Below are 21,057 nucleotides of genomic sequence, written 5' to 3'. Positions count from 1 at the left end.
CCGCAAGAGGGTGAATCCGGCGGCAGGGTAGTCAAGTGTTTTCTGCAAGCTTTCCGACCATTCGGCGCTTCAATCTAAACCCACGCAAGTCAAAACCGCGCGGGTTTTACTTGCCGCTTGAAGCTTACGGCTTGCAGCTGACGGCTTGCAGCTGACGGTAGGGGGCGCTACGCGCCCCCTACCGTCATCCCATCCACCAGCCAGCTGCCGGTCAGGTAGTTGCCACGACGCTCAACGTCGCTGCCGACGCAACGCAGGTTGGCATACATATCCTTCAGGTTGCCGGCGATGGTGATCTCGCTGACCGGGTACTGAATTTCGCCGTTCTCGACCCAGAAGCCGCCGGCACCGCGGGAATAGTCGCCGGTGACACCGTTCACGCCCTGCCCCATCAGTTCGGTCACCAGCAGGCCGGTGCCCATTTCCTTGAGCATTGCATCGAGATCGCCCGCGTTACTGGTGACCTGCAGGTTGTGCACACCGCCCGCGTTGGCGGTACTGGGCAGCCCGAGCTTGCGGCCAGAGTAGGTGCTGAGCAACCAGCTGACCAGTTGGCCGTCCTCGATGAAAGCCTGTTCGCGCGTTTGCAGACCATCGCCATCAAACGCGGCACTACCCATGCCCTGCTTAAGGTAAGGCGCTTCACGCATGGTCATCCAGGCAGGGAAAATCGGTTGTCCCAGCGCATCGAGCAAAAATGTGGATTGACGATAGACAGCTCCGCCGGAAATGGCACCGAACAGATGGCCAACCAGACCCGCCGCCTGATCGGCAGCAAACAGCACCGGCACCTTGGCGGTCTTGACCGTGCGGGGGTTGAGGCGCGCCAGCGTCCGCTCACCGGCTTTGCGCCCTACCGCCTGCTCGCTTGGCAATCGCCCCGGTACGCGATCGACGGCGTACCAGTAATCACGCTGCATGCCCTGCTCGGAAGAGGCGATCATGACCGCAGCACTGCTGTGACGACTGCTCAGAGCGCTGCCAATGAACCCATGGCTGTTGCCATACACCCGGCAGCCTTGCTGACTGCTGATCTGCGCACTGTCGGTTGTCAGCCGCGAATCAACCGCAAGTGCCGAGCGCTCCAGCTCCAGAGCCCGATCAATCGCCTGCTCTGCGGACAGCTCCCAGGGGTGAAACAGATCGAGATCCGGCAATTGGGTAGCCATCAACTCGGCATCGGCCAGACCGGAACAGGGGTCCTCGGATGCATGACGCGCAATCGCCAGTGCCGTCTCAACCGCCCGCCGGATGGCGTCGTCGGACGTATCGGAGGTACTGACCGAGCCCTTGCGCTGACCGGCGTACAGGGTAATGCCGAAGCCCTGGTCACGATTGAATTCGACCGTTTCGACTTCACCGCTGCGCACGCTCACCGACAGACCGGTACTCTGGCTGACCGCGACCTCGCTGGCGGTTGCCCCCTGACGTCGCGCCTCGTCGACAATAAAAGCCACCCGCTGCTCCAGCGTCTGCTGCAGGCTTGCGGGATTCTCGGCTACGCTGATGGTATTCGCGCTCATGTCACCTCCGGTTCAAGCAGCCATTGTAGCGAGGTTGCGCAACCGGAAACCACCACGGATTGGCCGCGGCCAGCGGGAAACGGGTATCATTGCCCCCCGGCAAAAGCTGACGCGACCATCTCCAGACAGGATCACCATGACCGAGTTTCACGACGACGAATCCCTCGAGCCCGTTGATGAGGGCAAGAGCAAGACCCAGATCAAACGCGAGATGGACGCCCTGCAGGAAATGGGCAAGCGCCTGCTGGCACTAAAACCCGACCAGTTGGCCAAGCTGGAGCTGACCGACAAGCTGCGCCTGGCGCTCGCCGAGGCCAGTCGGCACACCGCACGCGGCGCGCTGAAACGCCATATGAGCTATGTTGGCAAGCTGATGCGCGATCAGGATATTGAGCAAATTCAGACCTATCTGGATCTGTTTGACAGCAGCAGCGCAGCCCACAACCAGCACTTCCACCAGATCGAACGCTGGCGCGACCGGCTGTTGACCGGCCGTTCGGACGAGCTGGAGCTGTTTATGCTGGCCTACCCCGCCGCAGATCGTCAGCACCTGCGCCAACTGGCTCGCCAGGCGGCCAAGGAAGCCGAGCAGAACAAGCCGCCGACGGCAGCGCGCAAGCTGTTCAAGGCTATCCGTGTGCTGGCTGACGACGCCAAGGGGCTCTGATAAAGGCGCGGTACTGGATCACAGCCCGGGACCTGACTGGCCGGTCATTTTGGCGCTGAGCGCAACCCACTGCTAGGTTTTAACTTTGACCTGCAGAGGATGACGCCACGTGAGCTTTGCTCTTGACCTGCCCAGACTCGAGTCAACCCTGCGCCTTCCGGTTCAGGATGAGCGCCAACAACTTCTGCAGGGACTGCTGCAGCCAACCGCACGCATCGACTCAAAGTACTTCTACGATGAACGCGGCTGCGAGCTGTTCACCGACATCTGCCGCCTCGATGAGTATTACCCCACGCGCACCGAGGCGCTGATTTTCTCGGAAAACCGTGAGACGATCGCCGGCCACCTGCCAGACGACCCGCAATGGATCGATCTCGGCTGCGGCGACTGCAGCAAGACGCAGCAATGGCTGAACGCCGTCGACCCGGCGCGCGTGGTCGGTGTCGACATCGCCGGAGAGTTTCTGCACAGCTCGATAGCCGACGTTGCCCGGCAGCACCCTCAGCTCGAATGCGTTGGTGTGGTCAGCGACTTCACCCAGCACCTCGAGTTGCACGATTTGCTTGCTGAGCGCCCGGACAATCCTCCCGTGTTTTTCTACCCCGGCTCATCCATCGGCAATTTCGAGCCCCGCGCCGCCATGCGCTTTCTCAGCCGCATACGCGCCCATTGCAATAGCCACGGTCGCCTGCTGATTGGCGCCGACCTGATCAAGCCCCGCGCCGTTCTGGAGGCGGCCTACGATGATGCCAGCGGCGTTACTGCCGCGTTCAACCTGAATATCCTGAATGTCGTCAACCGGGAACTGGATGCCGACTTTCAGCCTGAACTGTTTGAACACCACGCCTGCTTTGACGACCAGCATCGCCGCATCGAAATGCGACTGGTCGCCCGGGAGCCGCACAGCGTGCGTCTTGCACGCCATACCCGCCGCAACTTTGAAGCCGGCGAGCACATCGTGACGGAGTATTCCCACAAATACAGTGTGGATGAGTTTCGCGCCCTGCTCACTGCCAGCGGTCTGCATTGCAGCCATTACTGGACCGACCCCAAAGGCTGGTTCGGCGTGTTTCTGGCGGAGCCGGCATGAACCGGCCAGCCAGCCTGACGACAATCAGCGAACTGGCGCTCGATTACGCCCGGATCCGGGCGCATTCTCTGGAGCTGATCCAGGGGCTGAGTCCTGAAGACTGTCAGCTGCAGTCCATGACCGATGCAAGCCCGCTGAAATGGCACCTGGCCCATACCACCTGGTTCTTTGAAACCTTCATTCTCGCCGCCTTGCCCGAACCGCCCCCGGTCATTGATCCAGCCTACAAGGTACTGTTCAACTCCTATTACGTGGGCATTGGCGAGCGTCATCTGCGCGCCGAACGCGGCCTGTTGTCGCGGCCGACTCTGGAAGAGGTGCTCCATTACCGCCAGCAGATTGATGAGCAGATGCAGCATCTGCTGAGCAGCCCCAGCCAGCGCACCAAACTTGCCGCACTGGTGACCCTGGGCCTGCAGCACGAACAGCAGCATCAGGAGCTGATGCTGACTGATCTGAAACACCATTTTTCCTGCAACCCGCTAATGCCTGCCTGGCGGACAAACGCGCCTGAGCAGCATTCCGCTATCGCCACTGAGCCTTACCCCTATCGGGAGTTCACCGGCGGCCTGTGCGATATCGGCGCATCCGACGCCAGCTTCAGCTATGACAACGAAGGCCCCTGCCACCGCGTCTGGCTGGAACCCTTCCTGCTGGGCGAGCGCAACGTCAGCAACGCCGACTTCATGGCCTTTATTACCGATGGCGGCTACCAGCGTCCGGAGCTATGGCTGTCCGATGGCTGGGACTGGGTCAACCAGCGACAGGCACGAGCCCCCTTGTACTGGCTGCAGACACCAGATGAACCGTGGCAAGCCTTCACCCTGGCCGGCCGGCGAGCACTCAACCTTGAGGCGCCGGTCTGCCATATCAACCTGTATGAAGCCGATGCCTACGCACGCTGGGCGGGCGCACGGCTGCCGACAGAGGCTGAATGGGAGCACGCGGCGCGTACCGCACCGGATCTTGCGGGCTTGTTTGGCCAGGTCTGGCAATGGACCAACAGTGCCTACCTGCCCTACCCCGGGTACCAGCCGGCGGCAGGTGCCGTTGGTGAGTACAACGGCAAATTCATGATCAACCAGATGGTCCTGCGCGGCAGTTCCTGTGCCACCCCGGCGGGCCACAGCAGACCCTCCTACCGCAACTTCTTCCCGCCCGCGGCGCAGTGGCAATTCAGCGGACTGCGCCTGGCGCGCAATCCCTGATCATCGGACATTAAAAAAGCCGCCCCGTTACCGGGGCGGCCTTGATACTGGCAACAACGTCAGGCTAGATCAGTAGCCCAGTGCGAAGTTGTCGGCATCCATTTCCATCAGGTTATCCGCACCGGACAGGATCGCCTCAACGTGAGTGCGAACGCGCGGCAGGATGCGCTGATAGTAGAAACGGGCGGTCTGCAGCTTGGCCTTGTAGAAGCCCTCTTCTGCGGTACCGGCGGCCAGTTTCTCGGCAGCAACACGTGCCATGTCGGCCCAGAAGTAGGCCAGGCAGGCGTAGCCGCTGTACATCAGATAGTCCACGGACGCGGCACCGACCATTTCGCGGTCTTTCATCGCGGCCATGCCGATCTTCATGGTCAGCTCGCCCCACTCCTTGTTCAGCGCAGCCAGCGGCGCGACGAACTCGGAGATGGCTTCGTTGCCCTCATTGTTCTGGCAGAACTTGTGCACGATCTTGGTGAAGCCTTTCAGCGCTTCGCCCTGGGTCATCAGAACTTTGCGACCCAGCAGGTCGAGGGCCTGAATGCCAGTGGTGCCTTCGTACAGCATGGAGATACGGGCGTCGCGCACGTTCTGCTCCATGCCCCACTCGGCGATAAAGCCGTGGCCACCGTAGATCTGCACACCGTGGTTGGCCGCTTCAAAACCGACTTCAGTCATGAACGCCTTGGCAATCGGCGTCAGGAACGCCAGCATGGCATCAGCCTGCTTCTTCTGCTCGGCATCCTGGCTGTTCTTCAGGATATCGACCTGCTTGGCAGTGAAGTAAACCATTGCGCGGTTACCTTCGGTAAACGCCTTCATGGTCAGCAGCATGCGACGCACGTCCGGGTGAACGATAATCGGATCAGCCGGCTTTTCCGGTGCCTTGTTGCCAGTCAGCGAACGCATCTGCAGACGCTCACGGGCATACTGGATACCGCCCTGGAAGGCGATTTCGCTGTGTGCCAGACCCTGCAGTGCAGTACCCAGACGCGCGGTGTTCATAAAGGTGAACATGGCGTTCAGGCCCTTGTTCGGCTCGCCGATCAGGTAACCGGTAGCACCGTCGAAGTTCATCACACAGGTAGCGTTACCGTGGATGCCCATCTTGTGCTCGAGCGAGCCACAGCTGACGGTGTTGCGCTCACCCTTCTCGCCATCGGCGTTCACCAGGAACTTCGGCACGATGAACAGGGAGATACCCTTGGTACCGGCCGGTGCGTCGGGCAGGCGGGCCAGCACGATGTGGATGATGTTCTCCGACATGTCGTGCTCGCCGGAGGAGATAAAGATCTTGGTGCCGGACACCTTGTAGGTGCCGTCAGCCTGCGGCTCGGCCTTGGTACGCAGCATGCCCAGGTCGGTACCGCAATGCGGCTCGGTCAGGCACATGGTGCCGGTCCACTCGCCGGAAACCAGCTTGGGCAGATAGGTGTGTTTCTGCTCGTCGGTCCCGTGTGTTTCCAGGGTGTTCATGCAGCCGTGCGACAGGCCGGGGTACATGCCCCAGGACCAGTTGGCCTGGCCCACCATTTCACTGATGGTCAGACCCAGCGACTCGGGCAGACCCTGACCGCCATGCTCAGCGCTGTGCGCCAGACTCGGCCAGCCACCCTCAACGTACTGCTGGTAGGCTTCCTTGAAGCCGGTGGGCGTGGTCACACCCTCGGGGCTCCAGGTACAGCCTTCGATGTCACCAACACGGTTCAGCGGCGCAATTACCTGCTCACAGAATTTGGCGCCCTCTTCCAGAATGGCGTTGACCATATCCGGCGTAGCATCTTCGCAGCCGGGCAGGCTCTGATAGTGCTCTTCATAACCCAGGAGTTCATCGCGGACGAAACGAATGTCACGCAGGGGAGCCTTGTAATCGGGCATGGTACTGGACCTCAAGTATTGATCAGTATGCACGGGCAGCCGAGGCTGCAGTTTTGAGCTGCCTGGCAGCTCGAATTCAAACAGACGTTTGAAACATACGTTTACGCCAAACCAATGTCAACCCCCGCATGAATGCACCGGTATCAGTCTGCGTGAGTATGAACAGAAAAAGGGTGGCCTGACTGGCAGGGCCGAATCAGGCGAGGGCGAGCAGACCGGCATTGGCCGGATCGGCAGCAACACCCCGATAGACAGACAGCCCCGCGCCTGCGCGGTCGTCTTCCACCGTTGCGTCACCGCTGGCCTGCTTACTCGCCGAGTCGGCCGACTCCTCTGCTCCGGCACTGTTACCGGCCAACGGATCGGATGCTGCCATCTCGGCGCGAGCCTGCGCTATCAGCTGTGCAGCCTGGGCCGCCACAGCACGATCCTGGGATGAAGGCTCGGCCGGCGCCAGCGCGGCTCTGCGCACCTGTTCCATCTTGTCGATGGTGGCCTGCGGGTCGCCCGGTACCGGAGCGGTATCAATGGACACCTCCCCACCGACCGCATACAGGCGGCCGTCCGGACCCCGTTCATAGCTCAGCGACATGGAGCCGGCGTACTGACCGCCAACCGCCATGTGCGCCTGCTCATGGGCGCGCACCTCGCGATCACGGGCGGCCAGCTCTCTGATTTCGTTCTGTTCGGCTTGCAGCAGCTGCGCCTCGGCCTTGGCGAGCTGGGACCGTTTGCTGCGCTCGGCCTCGGCCAGTTCGGTATCGCCGGATGCGTCAGGGGAAGCGGTACCCCCTGCCGCCTCGCTGGTTGGATCTACCGGTGCAAAACGGGTGTTGGGGTCGTCAGCAGGGACCTTGTCGCTGACCGCGATGGAACGCGCGGTCAGCGTGGTGAACGCGGAGGGAATATAGGTGCTTTGACTGCTGCCGACAGGGGTCATGGGGGCGCACCACGCTGTTGAGCCTGGTCAGGCTCAGGCAGTGACATCCAGCAAGGTGCCGAGCACTTCGTCGGCGGTGTCAATCACCGACGCCCCAGCCTCAGCCTGCTGGCGGCCCTGCTGCAGTTCCACCAGACTGTCGACGAGATTGACCGGACGTGCGGTTTCTACCGGCGTAGATGCCGCAGCCTGGCCCGTAGCCGGCTGCGCGGGCTGCGCAGTCGCAGCCACCGGATCAACCGGAAGGGCCGCACGGGCAATATCGGACGCCGCACCGCTGATGCGGTTCTGGCCCTGACGCACACTGGTCAGGCCAGCGGAAATCAAGTCAAGGGTAGCCATGGCATGGTCTCTGGGTAAATTGACACCTACATTCAAGCATAGACGCCCCCCCGCGCCCAGCACCGCTGGTCGTATCAGACCAGCGGAGACACATCCAGATACACAGACACAGCGGTCGCGTCGGCCGAATCCAGGCGCGGCACGACGCCCAGGCATGGTGCCTTGATCAACTGCTTGAGCGTCGCCAGATTTTCCTCGGGACGGCTCATTTGCGGATCCACATAGTTGGCCACCCAGCCAGCCAGCTCCAGTCCGTCAGCGGCAATGGCACGACAGCTCAGCAGCGCATGGTTGATGCAGCCCAGCCGCATACCGACCACCAGCACCACCGGCAGTTTGTGAGCAATGGCGACATCCGACAGCAGTTCGGTCTCATTAAGAGGAACACACCAGCCGCCGGCGCCTTCCACCAGGGTCAGCTCGGCACCTCGTTCGAATACCATGCCACAAGCCTGCGCCAACCCCTGGGCGGTCAGCGTCACCTGCTCCTCCTGCGCGGCAATATGTGGTGCAATAGCCGCTTCCAACGTCACAGGATTGATCAGCTCGTAGGCCAGCGGCGGGTTGCATTGGGCCTGCAGCGCGAGCGCGTCTTCGTTACGCAGCCCGTCAGGCGTGCGCTCGCAGCCTGCAGCCACCGGTTTGACGCCGGCGGTGGTCAGGCCTCGCTGACGCGCTGCGCACAGCAGACCGGCGGCGACCGTGGTCTTGCCAATTTCAGTATCGGTACCGGTAACGAAGTAACGTTTGCTCATGGGGGTTCCCTCAGGCCTGCTGGCCTTTATGCAGAATGATCTGGGCGACCTGATAGGTCGCTGGCAAACCCGCCGGCTGGCGGAAAGTTTCATAGGCTGCGGTCAGTGCCCGCAATCTGGCTCTCCCGGTCAGGCCTCCGGGACGGCCGGCATTCAGATTGTGGGCGCCGAGCGCCTTGAGTTCATGGGTAAGCCCGCTGAGCTGCGGGTAGTGCAGGACATGGGTTTCGACCTCGCAGCGCCAACGGGCAAAGCCCGCATCAGCCAGTATCTGCTGCAACTGCGCCAGCGGCATGAAGCGATTGACGTGCACGTAGCCATCGACTGCTTGCCAGGCGTCGCGCAGCTCCTGCAGCGTGCCTTCAACCAACGTGTTGAAAGCGATAAGACCACCCGGCTCCAGCACCCGCAGGGCCTCCTTCAGCGCCTGCGAGAGATCCGGGCACCATTGCAACGCAAGGCTGGAAAACAGCAACTGCCGAGAGTCTGCACGTAACGGCAACGCCTCCGCATCGGCAGCAATCCAGCTCGAGGATACCGGCCCCTGGGCGCGGGCATAGCGGAGCATGCCCTCGGCGATGTCCAGCCCCAGCACCGGCTGCCCGAAGCGGGCGTTCAGTGCACGGGTAAAGTATCCGGTTCCGCAGCCCAGATCGGCCAGACGCTCGACCTCCAGGCTCTCGGGCAAGCGCGCCAGCAGATTGCTGCCGACGCTACGCTGCAGCTCGGCGACCTGATCGTAGGTTGCCGCCGCCCGGCTGAACGAGGCGGCAACGGCCTGCTTGTCGATCACCTCGGCAGTCATTGCGCTTCCAGCCACTCGGCGATTTCACCCGCCAGCCAGAGAGGCGCTTCCAGCGGCAGGGCATGACTGCCCTGCGGCAGCATCCTCACCCGGGCATTGCCATTGAGCGCCAGCAGGTCCGATTCCACGGCCGCAGGCACCAGCGCGTCGTTACCACCGAGGCAGTGCAGTACCGGTTGCGCACAACGCTGCAGAGGGATGCGGTTATCAATAACGCCGAGCAGCGCCAGCTGGTTGAGACGTTGCAGCGGATCGGCATCGCTCCACTGCAACTGCTTGCTCAGTTCCCGGGCGTTCTCGCCACCTTGCGTTACCAGCAGGGAAAAGCGCTTGAGAATGCGCTCGGGTTGCTCGCGGGCATCAGCCAGGAAGGCCTTGAAGGTATCGACCGGCATCGCATGAGGCCAGCCATTGCGCGCCGCAAAGCAGGCATTGCTGGCGATGGTGATGACGCCAAAGAAGCGCTCCGGGAAGCGGCGCTGCAGCTGCACTGCCAGCATGCCGCCCAGCGACCAGCCGGCCAGCCAGCCAGCCGGCAAGGCCTCGGCCAGCGCCGTCAGGTCCGGCTCGAGGGTCGACATCTGCAGCCGCGGCGGCAACTCCGCCAGCTGCACAGTCAGGTCGGGCAGCCGCTCGTGCAACGCCTGCTGCAACGGCAGCAGGTTGCTGGCGGCCAGCGCCCAGCCGGGCAGTAACGTAAGGTTATTCATCGTTCAGTTCCTTGTGTGCCTGCCCGAGCGCATCGAGCAAGCGGTCAACCTGTTGTTCGGTATGCGCGGCGCTGAGGGTAACACGCAGTCTGGCGGTGCCCTGCGGTACGGTCGGCGGGCGAATGGCAGTCACAAGCAGGCCGCGCGCGCGCAGCGCAGCCGACAGCGCCAGCGCCCGCTCGCTGGTGCCCACCACTATCGGCTGAATCGGCGTCGGGCTATCCATCAGCTCAAGCCCGAGCGAGGTGACTCCAGCCCGAAAACGGCTGATCAGCGCCGCCAGTTGGTCACGGCGCCAGTGCTCTTCGCGCACCAGTTGCAGGCTGGTCAATGTGGCATGGGCAACGGCGGGTGGCTGGCTGGTGGTATAGATGTAGGGACGGGCAAACTGGATCAGGGTTTCGACCAGTTCTTCGCTGCCGGCAATAAAGGCGCCGGCAGTGCCAAACGCCTTGCCGAGGGTGCCGACCAGCACCGGCACCTGGTCGATCGACAAGCCGAAATATTCAACAATGCCGCCACCCTGGGCGCCGAGACAGCCAAAACCGTGGGCATCATCCACCATCATCCAGGCATTGGCGTCCGCTGCGACAGCGCACAGCGCGGGCAAGTCGGCCAGGTCACCGTCCATGCTGAACACGCCATCGGTCACCACCAGCGTATTGCCCTGAGCCTTGCTCAGCCGCCCGCGCAGGCTGCCGGCATCGTTATGCAGATACCGCGAGAAGCGCGCACCACTGAGCAGCCCGGCATCCAGCAAAGAGGCGTGATTGAGCCGATCTTCCAGCACGGTATCGCCCTGCCCCACCAGCGCCGTAACCGTACCCATATTGGCCATATAGCCGCTGGACAACAGCAAGGCCCGTGGCCGGCCGGTAAACTCGGCCAACGCCTCTTCCAGCGCATGATGGGCGCCGGAGTGACCGGTCACCAGGTGCGACGCACCTCCACCGGTACCCCACTGCCGCACACCCTCGACGAACGCCTCGTTTATTCGCGGATCATTGGCAAGACCCAGGTAGTCGTTGCTGCAGAAACTGAGCAACTGCTCACCATCGACCTGCACCTCCACCCCTTGTGGCGTTTGCAGCAGGGGACGCTGACGGTACAGATGCGCAGCGCGGCGCTCGGTGAGGCGTGCAGAAAGATCGAAAGACATAAAAAAGCTCCAAGCGGCAAGCAGCAAGCTTCAAGCCACATCAGCGCTCGCTTGAGGCTTGCAGCTTATGGCTTGAGGCTGCCGTCGTCAGACGGCCGAATAAAACAGCTTGCTGTCCCGCTGTTCGATCAGCGCCTGCTCAATCGCCGCCTGATGCACCTCGTCCGCGTGCTCCTGGCGCTCCTCCGGCTTGATGCCGAGACGGGCGAACAGCTGCATGTCCTTGTCGGCCTGCGGGTTACCGGTGGTCAGGAGCTTCTCTCCATAAAAGATGGAATTGGCGCCGGCCAAGAAGGCCAGCGATTGCATCTGCTCATTCATCTGCTCGCGGCCGGCAGACAAACGCACGTGAGATTTGGGCATCATGATGCGGGCAACGGCCAGCATGCGGATGAAGTCAAAGGGGTCAACATCCTTCTCGTCCGCCAGCGGGGTACCCTGCACCTTGACCAGCATATTGATCGGCACGCTCTCCGGGTGCTCCGGCAGGTTGGCCAGCTGGATCAGCAGACCCGCGCGATCCTGAAGCGACTCGCCCATCCCGAGAATGCCGCCCGAGCAGATTTTCATGCCGGAATCGCGCACGTGCGACAGGGTTTCCAGCCGGTCGGCGTAGGTCCGGGTGGTGATGATGTTGCCGTAGAACTCGGGTGAGGTATCGAGGTTGTGGTTGTAGTAGTCCAGCCCGGCTTCGGCCAGCGCCTGGGTTTGCTCCTTGCTCAGCTTGCCCAGGGTCATGCAGGTTTCCATGCCCAGCGCCTTGACGCCCTCGACCATCTTCAGCACATAGGGCATGTCCTTGGCAGACGGATGTTTCCAGGCCGCGCCCATGCAGAAGCGGGTGGAACCAATAGCCTTGGCATCAGCCGCTGCCTTGAGCACCTTCTCGACCTCCATCAGCTTTTCCTTGTCCAGACCGGTGTTGTAATGACCGGACTGCGGACAGTACTTGCAGTCTTCCGGACACGCGCCGGTCTTGATCGACAGCAGCGTGGAGACCTGCACCCGATTAGGGTCGAAATGCTGGCGATGCACGGTCTGTGCGTGAAACAGCAGATCGTTGAACGGCTGATTGAACAGCTCCAGCACTTCTGCCAGAGTCCAGTCGTGGCGGGTCACGGATGCAGTCATGGGGTCTTGTCCCTTCGAATTGGCAAGGGAACCGGGCGGGTTCCTAGTCTGCCGAGCATCATAACGACGGCACGGAGACTGTCAACCTTTTAAAAAGAAACAGGTTTACATCTGGATAAAAAACAATCTATCTACGCAATGCATACTCTGCCTTGGCAGCAACCCGCATCCGGACACGCAACTGTGCGGTGGCTGCGAGGCTGACTTGCCCTGGCAACAGGCCTGCTGCCAACGCTGTGCCCTGCCCTTGCCGCACCCGGCGCAGCAATGCGGGCGCTGCCTGAATGCCCCCCCGCCATTCAGTCACGCGCTGGCACCACTGATCTACCGCTTCCCGGTTGACAGCCTGATTCCCGCGTTCAAGTACCATGGCCAGACCAGCATTGGCCGCCTGCTCGGGCAGCTACTTGCCGAAGCGGCGGCGGATTGGCTGCAGCAAGACATTGCCCCCTGCCCCGACCTGCTGCTGCCAGTGCCCATGCACCGCAAGCGGCAGGCTCAGCGTGGCTACAATCAGGCCTGCGAGCTGGCGCGCGATATTGCCAGACGCACCCAACTCCGTTGTCGACCCGAGCTGCTGGAACGCACCCGGTCAACCCTGCCGCAGCAGGGCCTGGACGCCAAAGCACGGCGCCAGAATCTGCGCGGTGCGTTCAGCTGCCCAAGGCCTGAGCACCTGCAAGGCAAGCACCTGGCACTGATCGACGACGTCATGACCACCGGCGTGACGCTGAGTGAGGCCAGCCAAACACTGCTCAAGGCCGGCGCCGCATCGGTTCAGGTCTGGTGCGTCGCCCGCACGCCCTGAAACCCGTCTGTAACGAGCGATTCCACGGTCAACACCTGTTACCCTGTGCGGTCACAATCACGTGCTTGCTCCGAGTCGACCACCATGTCCAGCCATCCCTTTTCTACCCTCACCCCTGACACCGTGCTGGACGCGGTCGAATCGCTTGGCTATCTCTCTGATGCGCGCATCCTGACCCTGAACAGTTACGAAAACAGGGTATTTCAGGTCGGCATAGAAGGCGCCGCACCGCTGATCGCCAAGTTCTATCGACCGGACCGCTGGAGCGATGAGGCGATTCTCGAGGAGCATACCTTCAGTCTTGAACTGGCTGAACGCGAGATCCCGGTGATTGCCCCAGAGCAGATCGACGGCCGCACGCTGTTCGAGCATGCCGGGTTTCGCTTCAGCCTGTTCCGCCGGTTTGGTGGCCACGCCCCCGAGTTCGACGATCCCGACCATCTGCTGATGCTCGGTCGCCTGATCGGCCGCCTGCATGCGGTCGGTTCGATGCGCCCCTTCGAGCACCGGCCGACCCTCGACTGGCAAAGCTTCGGCGGGGACAGTCTGGATTACCTGCGCAGCGCCAATGTGGTGCCTGCCAGCCTGCAACCCGCCTACTTCTCGGTCGCCGAAGATCTGCTGCAGGTGGTAAAACAGCAACTCCAGGCGCATCCGGCCAAGCAGATTCGCCTGCATGGCGATCTGCACGTCGGCAACCTGCTGTGGCGCGACGACAGCCTGTATATGGTCGATCTGGATGACTGCCGCATGGGTCCGGCGATGCAGGATCTGTGGATGGTGCTATCGGGTGAGCGCGATCAGCGTCAGGCGCAACTATCCGAGCTGATTGACGGCTACAACGAATTCCACGATTTCAATCCGTCCGAACTGGCCCTGATTGAGCCACTGCGCAGCCTGCGGCTGGTGCACTACAGTGCCTGGCTGGCACGCCGCTGGGAGGACCCGGCCTTTCCCATGCACTTCCCCTGGTTCGCCCAGGAACGTTACTGGGCCGACCAGATCCTGACCCTGCGCGAGCAGCGCGCCGCGTTGGACGAGCCTGCGCTTCGTCTGTTCTGATTTGCGGATATAAAAGCCATCAATGGCCATTCCCTGGCCGGAAGTGACTCAATACACTGCCCCGCGATTCCTATAGAGGTGAGAACCATGTCCGAACTGCTGATTGACCAACGCAACCTGGCGTTTGAACTCTATGAAGTGCTGGACGCCGAAGCGCTGACCAAGCGCCCGCGCTTTGCCGATCACAACCGCGAGACCTTCGACGCGGCCATCGGTACTGCCCGCACCATCGCGGAAAAGCTGTTCGCACCACACAACCGCAAGAGCGACGAGAACGAGCCCAAATACGTCAACGGCGCCGCAGAGCTGATCCCGGAAGTCAAACCGGCGGTCGACGCCTTCCTCGAAGCGGGCTTTCTGAACGCGACCCGCACCTTTGAACAGGGCGGCATGCAGATGCCGAACCTGCTGTCGCAGGCCTGCTTTGCCCATTTCCAGTCGGCCAACGCAGGAACCTCGTCCTACGCCATGCTGACCATGGGCGCCGCCAACCTGATCGAGAGTTTCGGCACCGAGGAGCAGAAACAGCGCTACCTGCAGCCGATGATCGAAGGTCGTTTCTTCGGCACCATGGCGCTGACCGAGCCACACGCCGGCTCCTCGCTGTCCGACATCCGCACCAAGGCCGAGCCTGCCGCTGACGGCAGCTATCGACTCAAGGGCAACAAGATCTTTATCTCCGGTGGCGATCACCCGCTGTCCGAGAACATCGTCCACATGGTGCTGGCCAAGCTGCCCGACGCGCCGCCCGGCGTCAAAGGCATCTCGCTGTTCATCGTACCCAAGTTCCTGGTCAACGAAGACGGTACCCTCGGCGAGCGCAACGACGTGACCCTAGCTGGCCTGTTCCACAAGATGGGCTGGCGCGGCACGACCTCAACCGCACTGAACTTCGGCGACAAGGATAATTGCGTCGGCTATCTGGTCGGCAAGCCACATCACGGCCTGTCCTACATGTTCCAGATGATGAACGAGGCGCGCATCGGCGTTGGCATGGGCGCGGTGATGCTCGGCTACGCTGGCTACCTGTACTCGCTTAACTACGCTCGCGAACGCCCGCAAGGCCGCCTGCCCGACGGCAAGAACCCGAATGCACCGCAGGTCTCGATCATCGAACACGCCGACGTCAAGCGCATGCTGCTGGCCCAGAAAGCCTATGTTGAAGGCGCCTTTGACCTGGGTCTGTACGCTGCCCGCGTATTCGACGATACCGAAACCCTGGAAACCGAGGAACAGCGCAAGAACGCGCTGGAACTGCTGGACCTGCTGACGCCGATCGTCAAGGCCTGGCCCTCCGACTACTGCCTCAAGGCCAACGAACTGGCGATCCAGATTCTTGGTGGTCACGGCTATACCCGTGAGTACCCGGTCGAGCAGTACTATCGCGACAATCGCCTGAACCCGATCCACGAGGGCACCAACGGTATCCAGTCGCTCGACCTGCTGGCCCGCAAGGTGACCATGAACGGGGGCGCCGCGCTCAAGCAGCTGTCCGGTCTGATTCAGAGCTGCTGCAAGCGCGCTGCCGAATACAGCGAACTGAACGATCTGCGCGAGCCGCTGGAAAAACTGCACGCCCACATCGGCAGCGTCACCATGGCACTGCTCGGTGACATGGGTCAGGGCAAGGTCAACGAGGCGCTGGCCAACTCGGCACTGTACCTCAAGGCGTTCGGTCACATGGTGATCGGCTGGCGCTGGCTGGAACAGGCAGTCAAGGCTCAACAGGGACTGGCCACCGGTAACGCGGCCGACACCGCGTTCTATCAGGGCAAGCTGCAGGCCGCCCGCTACTTCCTGCGCTGGGAAGTGCCGTCCTGCCACCACGACCTGAACGTGCTGGAAAACCGCGATCTGACCTGCTATGACATGCAGGACGCCTGGTTCTGATCGACCAGTGACCTCCCTGCCGCTTGCGGCATCCCAGCAGGCCACCTTCGGGTGGCCTGCTGCGTTTTAACCCTTTGGGGAACACGCAACTACCCAGGTGGTCAGCTTCCCAATCGGCAGCAGGAGGGCTAACCTTGCGCACAGACTCATTCAGGAACACCACCATGCCGCTACGCGCGATAGTGCTGCTGGGCTGCCTGCTGCTCAGCCCGCTGGGATGGGCTCAGGACACTCAGCTGACCGCCGATCTGGATCAACGGATTGAAAGCCTCACAGCAGAGATCGAAAGCACCAACAACAGCAATCTGCCGGAAGCAGAAAAGCGTGAGCTGGCCGATCTGCAGCAGAGCACCCAGGGGTTTCTGAGGCAGACGCGCCAGACCCTGGAGGAACAAAAGGCCCTGCAGGAGCAGATCGCCGACGCCCCGCGCCAGACCCAGAGTGTCCGTGCCGAGCACAATCGTCTGGCCAGGAACGACGACAGCCTGCAACGTGCGGTACTGGAGCGTCAGGCGCTGGATCAGTTGGAAACCCTGCTCAGCGACAAGGTCAATCAGATGTTCACCTGGCAGAACGAGCTGACCGGCGTCAATGGCCAGCTGATTGCCGCCCAGACCCGGCCGGAACGTACCCAGGCCAGCGTATCCGACAACCAGCGCCGCAGCCAGCAACTGAATGAGCAGCTGCGCACCCAGCAACGTCTGGCACCGACCACGCTCACGCGCGCGCGCATCGCCTTGTTGCAGGCAGAACTGGAGTACCTGAATGCAGACAGTGAGCTGCTGCGTCAGCGACTGGCTGGCAACAACGTGCTGCAGGATCTGGCCACCCAGCAAAAAAACCTGCTGACCCTGCAGATACGCAAAATTGAAGACGACATCTCGCTGCTGCAGACCGTCATCAATGACAAGCGCCAGTCGGTGTCGGAAAAGGCCGTCAGCGATGCCACCCTGCCGGAGGAGGCCAGCCAGAACAAGGTGCTGCAGGGCCAGAGCAGCATCAACCGGCAGTTGAGCGAGGAGTTGCTGAACGCAACCAGGCAGCTCGGCGTGCTGACCCGTCAGAACATTGAAACCAAGCAGCAGACCGAGCACCTGAGTCAGATCGACAAGGCCCTGGAGCAACAGATCGAAGTGCTTGAAGGCAGCCTGCTGCTGTCGCGCATTCTGCACAAGCAGAAGAACGAGCTGCCCCGGGTAGACATTGATACCGATCTGCCAGACCAGATCGCCGACCTGCGTCTGCGCCAGTTCGAGCTCAACCAGCAGGCACAAAGCCTGGCCAGCCCGGACACCTACCTCAACGACCTGCTGCTGAAGATCCCCGCTCGTCAACGCGACACACTGCGCCCGGAGCTGGAAAAGATGGTCAACGCCCGGATCACGCTGGTCGAGCAGCTAAACGGTAATATCAATAGCCTGATCAATCTGGCTATCACCCTGCAGATCAACCAGCGGCAGCTGCAGCAGCTCAGCAGCGACCTCAAACGCACCATCGACGACCAGCTGTTCTGGGTGGCCAGCAGCCGCCCCATTGAACGCAGTTGGCTGACCAGCCTGCCAGGCGAAGTAGCTCACCAGATCGACAGCATGAACCTGCCCCGCCAGTGGGAAAATCTGCTGGACGCTGCCAAACGCCATCTGTTCTGGTGCCTGGGCACCCTGCTTTTACTGGCCCTGTACATCTGGCGCAAGCCACGACTGCGCAGCAGCCTCGACACCCTGCACGACGAGGTCGGGCATTTTCGCCGAGACAGCCAGTGGCATACGCCCCGAGCGCTGCTGCTGACAGCGCTGCTGGTCAGTCCGATGCCAGCACTGCTGGCCGGCGCAGGTCTGCTGCTGCGCCTGGACAGCGAGCAAAGTGCGCCGGTGCTCGGCATCGGCATGCTCAAGCTGGCGCTGGCCTGGTTCGTCCTGCACATGCTGTACCGGGTGTTCGACCCCCATGGCATTGCCACCCGTCACTTCCACTGGGACGACGATCTGGTCCATCGTCTGCGCAAACTGGTGCGCAACGTCGCCTGGATTCTGATACCGCTGGTGCTGATGCTTGGCCTGCATGGCTCCATGCCCGACTACACCGGCACCGATCCGATAGGGCGCACAGGCATGCTGATCGGCATGATCGCGCTGTCATTGCTGCTCGGCCGCTTCATGCTCCGCAGCCAGCCCCTCTACAGCTCTCGGGTGGTCCATTTTGTCGCCGCCAGCCTGCTGATCCTCGCACCGCTGGCGCTGGCAGGCATGACCGCCATGGGTTACCACTACACGGCGGTCAAGCTGGCCGAGCGTTTCATCGACAGCCTGTATCTGATCGTGCTCTGGATGCTGGTCGAGGGTACCGTGGTGCGCAACCTTAACGTTGCCGGGCGCAGACTGGCCTATCAGCGCGCCATCAGCAAACGGCAGGCAGCCCAGGCACGCGAAGGGCAAAGCGACACCGAGACCGCGGTCGACATCCCGGAAATGAATCTGCAGCAGATCAATCAGCAGTCGTTACGACTCGCCAAACTGACCCTGTTGCTGACGTTTGCCCTCGCGCTGTACTTCACCTGGGCTGACCTGATCAGCGCCACCTCGTATCTGGAGTCCGTGACCCTGTGGCACTACGAGGGCACCGGCCTGAATGCCGGCGAAGCGGTGCCGATCAGCGTTGGTGATATCCTCGGCGCACTGGTCACCATCATTCTGACCATTACCCTGGCGCGCAACCTGCCCGGCCTGCTGGAAATCCTTGTGCTCTCGCGACTGGAGCTGCGCCAGGGCAGCAGTTATGCCATTACCACCCTGCTCAGCTATATCATCGTCGGTTTCGGTCTGGTGTCCTCGTTATCAACGCTCGGGGTCAGCTGGGACAAGCTGCAATGGCTGGTTGCCGCCCTCGGTGTGGGCCTGGGCTTTGGTCTGCAGGAAATCTTCGCCAACTTCATCTCCGGCCTGATCATCCTGTTCGAGCGCCCGGTGCGCATTGGTGACGTAGTCACCATCGGCCCGCTGTCAGGCACCATCAACCGAATCCGCATTCGCGCAACCACCATTACCGATTTCGACCGCAAGGAAATCATTGTTCCAAACAAGAACTTCGTCACCGAGCAGATTATCAACTGGTCGCTGCAGGACACTATTACCCGAGTGATCATCAAGGTCGGTGTGGCCTACGGTTCAGACGTCCAACTGGTACGCGAGCTGCTGATGCAGATCGCCCAATCCAACAGCCGCGTTCTGAAGGACCCGGAGCCTTTGGTGTTCTTCCTCAATTTCGGGGAAAGCACGCTGGACCACGAACTGCGAGTGCATGTGAAGGAGCTGGCCGATCGCAATATGGCGATTGACGAGATCAACCGCGAAATCGACCGTCGTTTCAAGGAGCACGGTATCGAAATCGCCTTCCGCCAGCTCGACGTCAATCTGCGCAGCAGCGCGGGCCTTGAGAAGCTGGTGCACAGCTATCGTATCGAAGGCGATTCGGCCTCCGGTTCCAGGCCGTCGCCGGCAGCCGGCACCAGCAAAGACCCGATCACACCGGCCGATCAGAGCGGGACAGGCAATACCCCCGACGCACCGACAGACCGCTGATCACGGCCCCCGCAGCCGCTTGCCGAGGTGCAGCGGCTGCGGGCAGAATAGCGCCTCGTTTTCATCCCCTGAGTGCGCCGCCATGCCCAAAGCTGCCGAACTGAAAAAAGGCCATATCGTCCAGATCAACAACCAGCCGTACATCGTCAGCCAGATCGAGGTGAAAAGCCCCTCCTCGCGCAGCGGCACGACGCTCTACAAGGTGCGCTTCAACCACGTCCAGACCAAGCAGAAGCTCGATCAGAGTTTTACCGGCGACGACGTCCTGACCTTTATCGACTTCCAGAAGCGCCCGGTTCAGTTCCTCTACCTGGACGCGGACGGCTACACCTTCATGGATAACGAAGACTTCGCCCAGTTCACCCTGACCGCCGACCAGTTGGAAGATCAGCTGCCTTACCTGCATGACGGCATCGAAGGCCTGTATGGCCTGCTGGTTGAGGGCAACCTGGTGGGTATCGAACTACCCGCGGTAGTGGAGATGGCCATCGAGGAAACGCCGCCGGCCATCAAGGGCTCGTCCGCCAGCGCACGCACCAAGACTGCGCGCTTTGCCACCGGCCTGGAAATCCAGATCCCCGAGTATCTGGAAACCGGCGAGGTGCTGCGTATCAACACCGAATCCGGCAAGTTCATGTCCCGCGCCTGAGCAGCCTGCCAGCCTGCAGTCTGCCAGCCGGTGGGCTGCACTCACACTTGGTATTGGCTTCGCACAGCAGTATAAAGGGCGTCCGAATTCCCTTTATCGCAAGGAGCCCGCATGTCACCGCACATCATCGAACCCGCCACGCCCGCCACCCGCAGCGTCATCTGGCTGCACGGTCTGGGCGCCGACTGCTACGATTTCGTGCCGGTAGTCGAGGCCCTGCAACTGCCCGCCGATCATGCCATCCGCTTCATTTTTCCACAGGCACCGACCCGGCCGGTCACCATCAACGGCGGGTTCCCGATGCCCTGCTGGTACGACATCCTCGGCATGTCGCCAGCCCGGGCAATCAACCAGAGTCATCTGGATGAGGCCGTTGCCCTGGTACGTCAGCTGATCGACGAACAATGCGCCCAGGGCATTGCGCTGGAAAACATCATTCTCGCCGGGTTCTCCCAGGGCGGCGCGGTTGTGCTCTGCACCGCTGTCAGCAGCGAGCTGCCGCTTGGCGGTGTGATGGCGCTATCCACCTACGGGCCGGGACTGGACCTGCTGCTCGAGCAACACCCGGCCCGCCAACCGCTGGAGCTGTTCTGCGCACACGGCCGTTTTGATGACGTGCTGCCATTGGCGATGGGCCGCGAAGCCCATGACCTGATGCAGGCCGCCGGCCACCAGACCCGCTGGTACGAATACCCGATGGCGCACGAGGTCTGCATGGACGAAATCGCCGACATCCGTCGCTGGTTGGTCGAACGCCTCGGACTTTGAGCCGCTTAGGGATCATCCAAGCCTCCGCACCTGTTCAAAAAACAACCGCAAGGCTTCGCGAACGCGCGGCCTTGCTTTACACTGCCTGACGTTCAAT

18 protein-coding genes are annotated in these 21,057 nt (G+C 61.9%); 9 read left to right on the top strand and 9 right to left on the bottom strand.

Features of this window, described 5'->3' with window-relative positions; all coding sequences use genetic code 11:
• Window positions 1–167: 167 nt before the first annotated feature.
• Complete coding sequence (pmbA, locus tag B7O88_RS00535; protein WP_088273234.1) at window positions 168–1,523, bottom strand: metalloprotease PmbA; 1,356 nt, start codon at window positions 1,521–1,523, stop codon at window positions 168–170.
• A gap of 136 nt (window positions 1,524–1,659) precedes the next feature.
• Between pmbA and yjgA the strand changes: the two genes are divergently transcribed.
• From yjgA to egtB, 3 genes are all read left to right on the top strand, one after another.
• Entirely contained in the window at window positions 1,660–2,190 is a 531-nt protein-coding gene (gene yjgA / locus B7O88_RS00530) for a ribosome biogenesis factor YjgA (RefSeq protein WP_088273233.1), read from the top strand.
• Between the two features lie 109 nt (window positions 2,191–2,299).
• Entirely contained in the window at window positions 2,300–3,280 is a 981-nt protein-coding gene (gene egtD, locus B7O88_RS00525; protein WP_088273232.1) for an L-histidine N(alpha)-methyltransferase, read from the top strand.
• The gene (gene egtB / locus B7O88_RS00520) at window positions 3,277–4,488 is read left to right on the top strand and encodes an ergothioneine biosynthesis protein EgtB (RefSeq protein WP_088273231.1); all 1,212 of its coding nucleotides are present in this window, start codon (window positions 3,277–3,279) and stop codon (window positions 4,486–4,488) included. The genes egtD and egtB overlap by 4 nt, the downstream gene beginning before the upstream one ends.
• A 69-nt stretch (window positions 4,489–4,557) precedes the next feature.
• Here the strand turns inward: egtB and B7O88_RS00515 are convergent, their stop codons facing one another.
• The 8 genes from B7O88_RS00515 to bioB form a co-directional block, all read right to left on the bottom strand.
• Window positions 4,558–6,363, bottom strand: coding sequence for a phenylacyl-CoA dehydrogenase (locus tag B7O88_RS00515; RefSeq protein ID WP_088273230.1), 1,806 nt, complete (start codon window positions 6,361–6,363; stop codon window positions 4,558–4,560).
• A gap of 196 nt (window positions 6,364–6,559) precedes the next feature.
• Entirely contained in the window at window positions 6,560–7,303 is a 744-nt protein-coding gene (locus B7O88_RS00510) for a putative metalloprotease CJM1_0395 family protein (protein ID WP_088273229.1), read from the bottom strand.
• Between the two features lie 33 nt (window positions 7,304–7,336).
• Window positions 7,337–7,645 (bottom strand): pyrroloquinoline quinone biosynthesis protein PqqE, encoded by a 309-nt coding sequence (locus tag B7O88_RS00505; protein ID WP_088273228.1) that lies wholly within the window; start codon window positions 7,643–7,645, stop codon window positions 7,337–7,339.
• Window positions 7,646–7,719: 74 nt separating this feature from the next.
• Window positions 7,720–8,400 carry a dethiobiotin synthase gene (gene bioD / locus B7O88_RS00500; RefSeq protein ID WP_088273227.1) on the bottom strand — a complete coding sequence of 227 codons (681 nt, stop codon included), beginning with the start codon at window positions 8,398–8,400 and terminating at the stop codon, window positions 7,720–7,722.
• Window positions 8,401–8,410: 10 nt separating this feature from the next.
• Window positions 8,411–9,205: a malonyl-ACP O-methyltransferase BioC gene (bioC, locus tag B7O88_RS00495; protein ID WP_088273226.1), complete on the bottom strand. Its 795-nt coding sequence runs from the start codon at window positions 9,203–9,205 to the stop codon at window positions 8,411–8,413.
• Window positions 9,202–9,915 carry an alpha/beta fold hydrolase gene (locus B7O88_RS00490; RefSeq protein ID WP_088273225.1) on the bottom strand — a complete coding sequence of 238 codons (714 nt, stop codon included), beginning with the start codon at window positions 9,913–9,915 and terminating at the stop codon, window positions 9,202–9,204. Before B7O88_RS00490 ends, bioC begins: the two co-directional genes overlap by 4 nt.
• Window positions 9,908–11,074 (bottom strand): 8-amino-7-oxononanoate synthase, encoded by a 1,167-nt coding sequence (gene bioF, locus B7O88_RS00485; RefSeq protein ID WP_088273224.1) that lies wholly within the window; start codon window positions 11,072–11,074, stop codon window positions 9,908–9,910. The genes B7O88_RS00490 and bioF overlap by 8 nt, the downstream gene beginning before the upstream one ends.
• Window positions 11,075–11,161: 87 nt before the next feature.
• Window positions 11,162–12,205 carry a biotin synthase BioB gene (gene bioB, locus B7O88_RS00480; RefSeq protein WP_088273223.1) on the bottom strand — a complete coding sequence of 348 codons (1,044 nt, stop codon included), beginning with the start codon at window positions 12,203–12,205 and terminating at the stop codon, window positions 11,162–11,164.
• Between the two features lie 205 nt (window positions 12,206–12,410).
• Here bioB and B7O88_RS00475 point away from each other — a divergent pair, with 205 nt between their 5' ends.
• The 6 genes from B7O88_RS00475 (at window position 12,411) to B7O88_RS00450 (ending at window position 20,960) form a co-directional block, all read left to right on the top strand.
• The gene (locus B7O88_RS00475) at window positions 12,411–13,013 is read left to right on the top strand and encodes a ComF family protein (RefSeq protein WP_228246679.1); all 603 of its coding nucleotides are present in this window, start codon (window positions 12,411–12,413) and stop codon (window positions 13,011–13,013) included.
• Between the two features lie 84 nt (window positions 13,014–13,097).
• Window positions 13,098–14,075 (top strand): serine/threonine protein kinase, encoded by a 978-nt coding sequence (locus B7O88_RS00470; protein ID WP_088273221.1) that lies wholly within the window; start codon window positions 13,098–13,100, stop codon window positions 14,073–14,075.
• 87 nt (window positions 14,076–14,162) lie between these two features.
• On the top strand, window positions 14,163–15,965 hold the full coding sequence (locus tag B7O88_RS00465) for an acyl-CoA dehydrogenase (RefSeq protein WP_088273220.1): 1,803 nt from the start codon (window positions 14,163–14,165) through the stop codon (window positions 15,963–15,965).
• 164 nt (window positions 15,966–16,129) lie between these two features.
• Window positions 16,130–19,543 carry a mechanosensitive channel MscK gene (gene mscK / locus B7O88_RS00460; RefSeq protein WP_088273219.1) on the top strand — a complete coding sequence of 1,138 codons (3,414 nt, stop codon included), beginning with the start codon at window positions 16,130–16,132 and terminating at the stop codon, window positions 19,541–19,543.
• An 82-nt stretch (window positions 19,544–19,625) separates the two neighbouring features.
• Entirely contained in the window at window positions 19,626–20,192 is a 567-nt protein-coding gene (gene efpL / locus B7O88_RS00455; RefSeq protein WP_088273218.1) for an elongation factor P-like protein EfpL, read from the top strand.
• A 111-nt stretch (window positions 20,193–20,303) separates the two neighbouring features.
• Window positions 20,304–20,960: an alpha/beta hydrolase gene (locus tag B7O88_RS00450; RefSeq protein ID WP_088273217.1), complete on the top strand. Its 657-nt coding sequence runs from the start codon at window positions 20,304–20,306 to the stop codon at window positions 20,958–20,960.
• Window positions 20,961–21,057: the final 97 nt, after the last annotated feature.

It is taken from the genome of Halopseudomonas aestusnigri (genome assembly GCF_002197985.1).
GTDB classification, from domain to species: Bacteria; Pseudomonadota; Gammaproteobacteria; order Pseudomonadales; family Pseudomonadaceae; genus Halopseudomonas; species Halopseudomonas aestusnigri.
The sequence above is the reverse complement of the archived record's forward strand: the minus strand, read 5'-3'. Positions and strand labels throughout refer to the sequence as shown.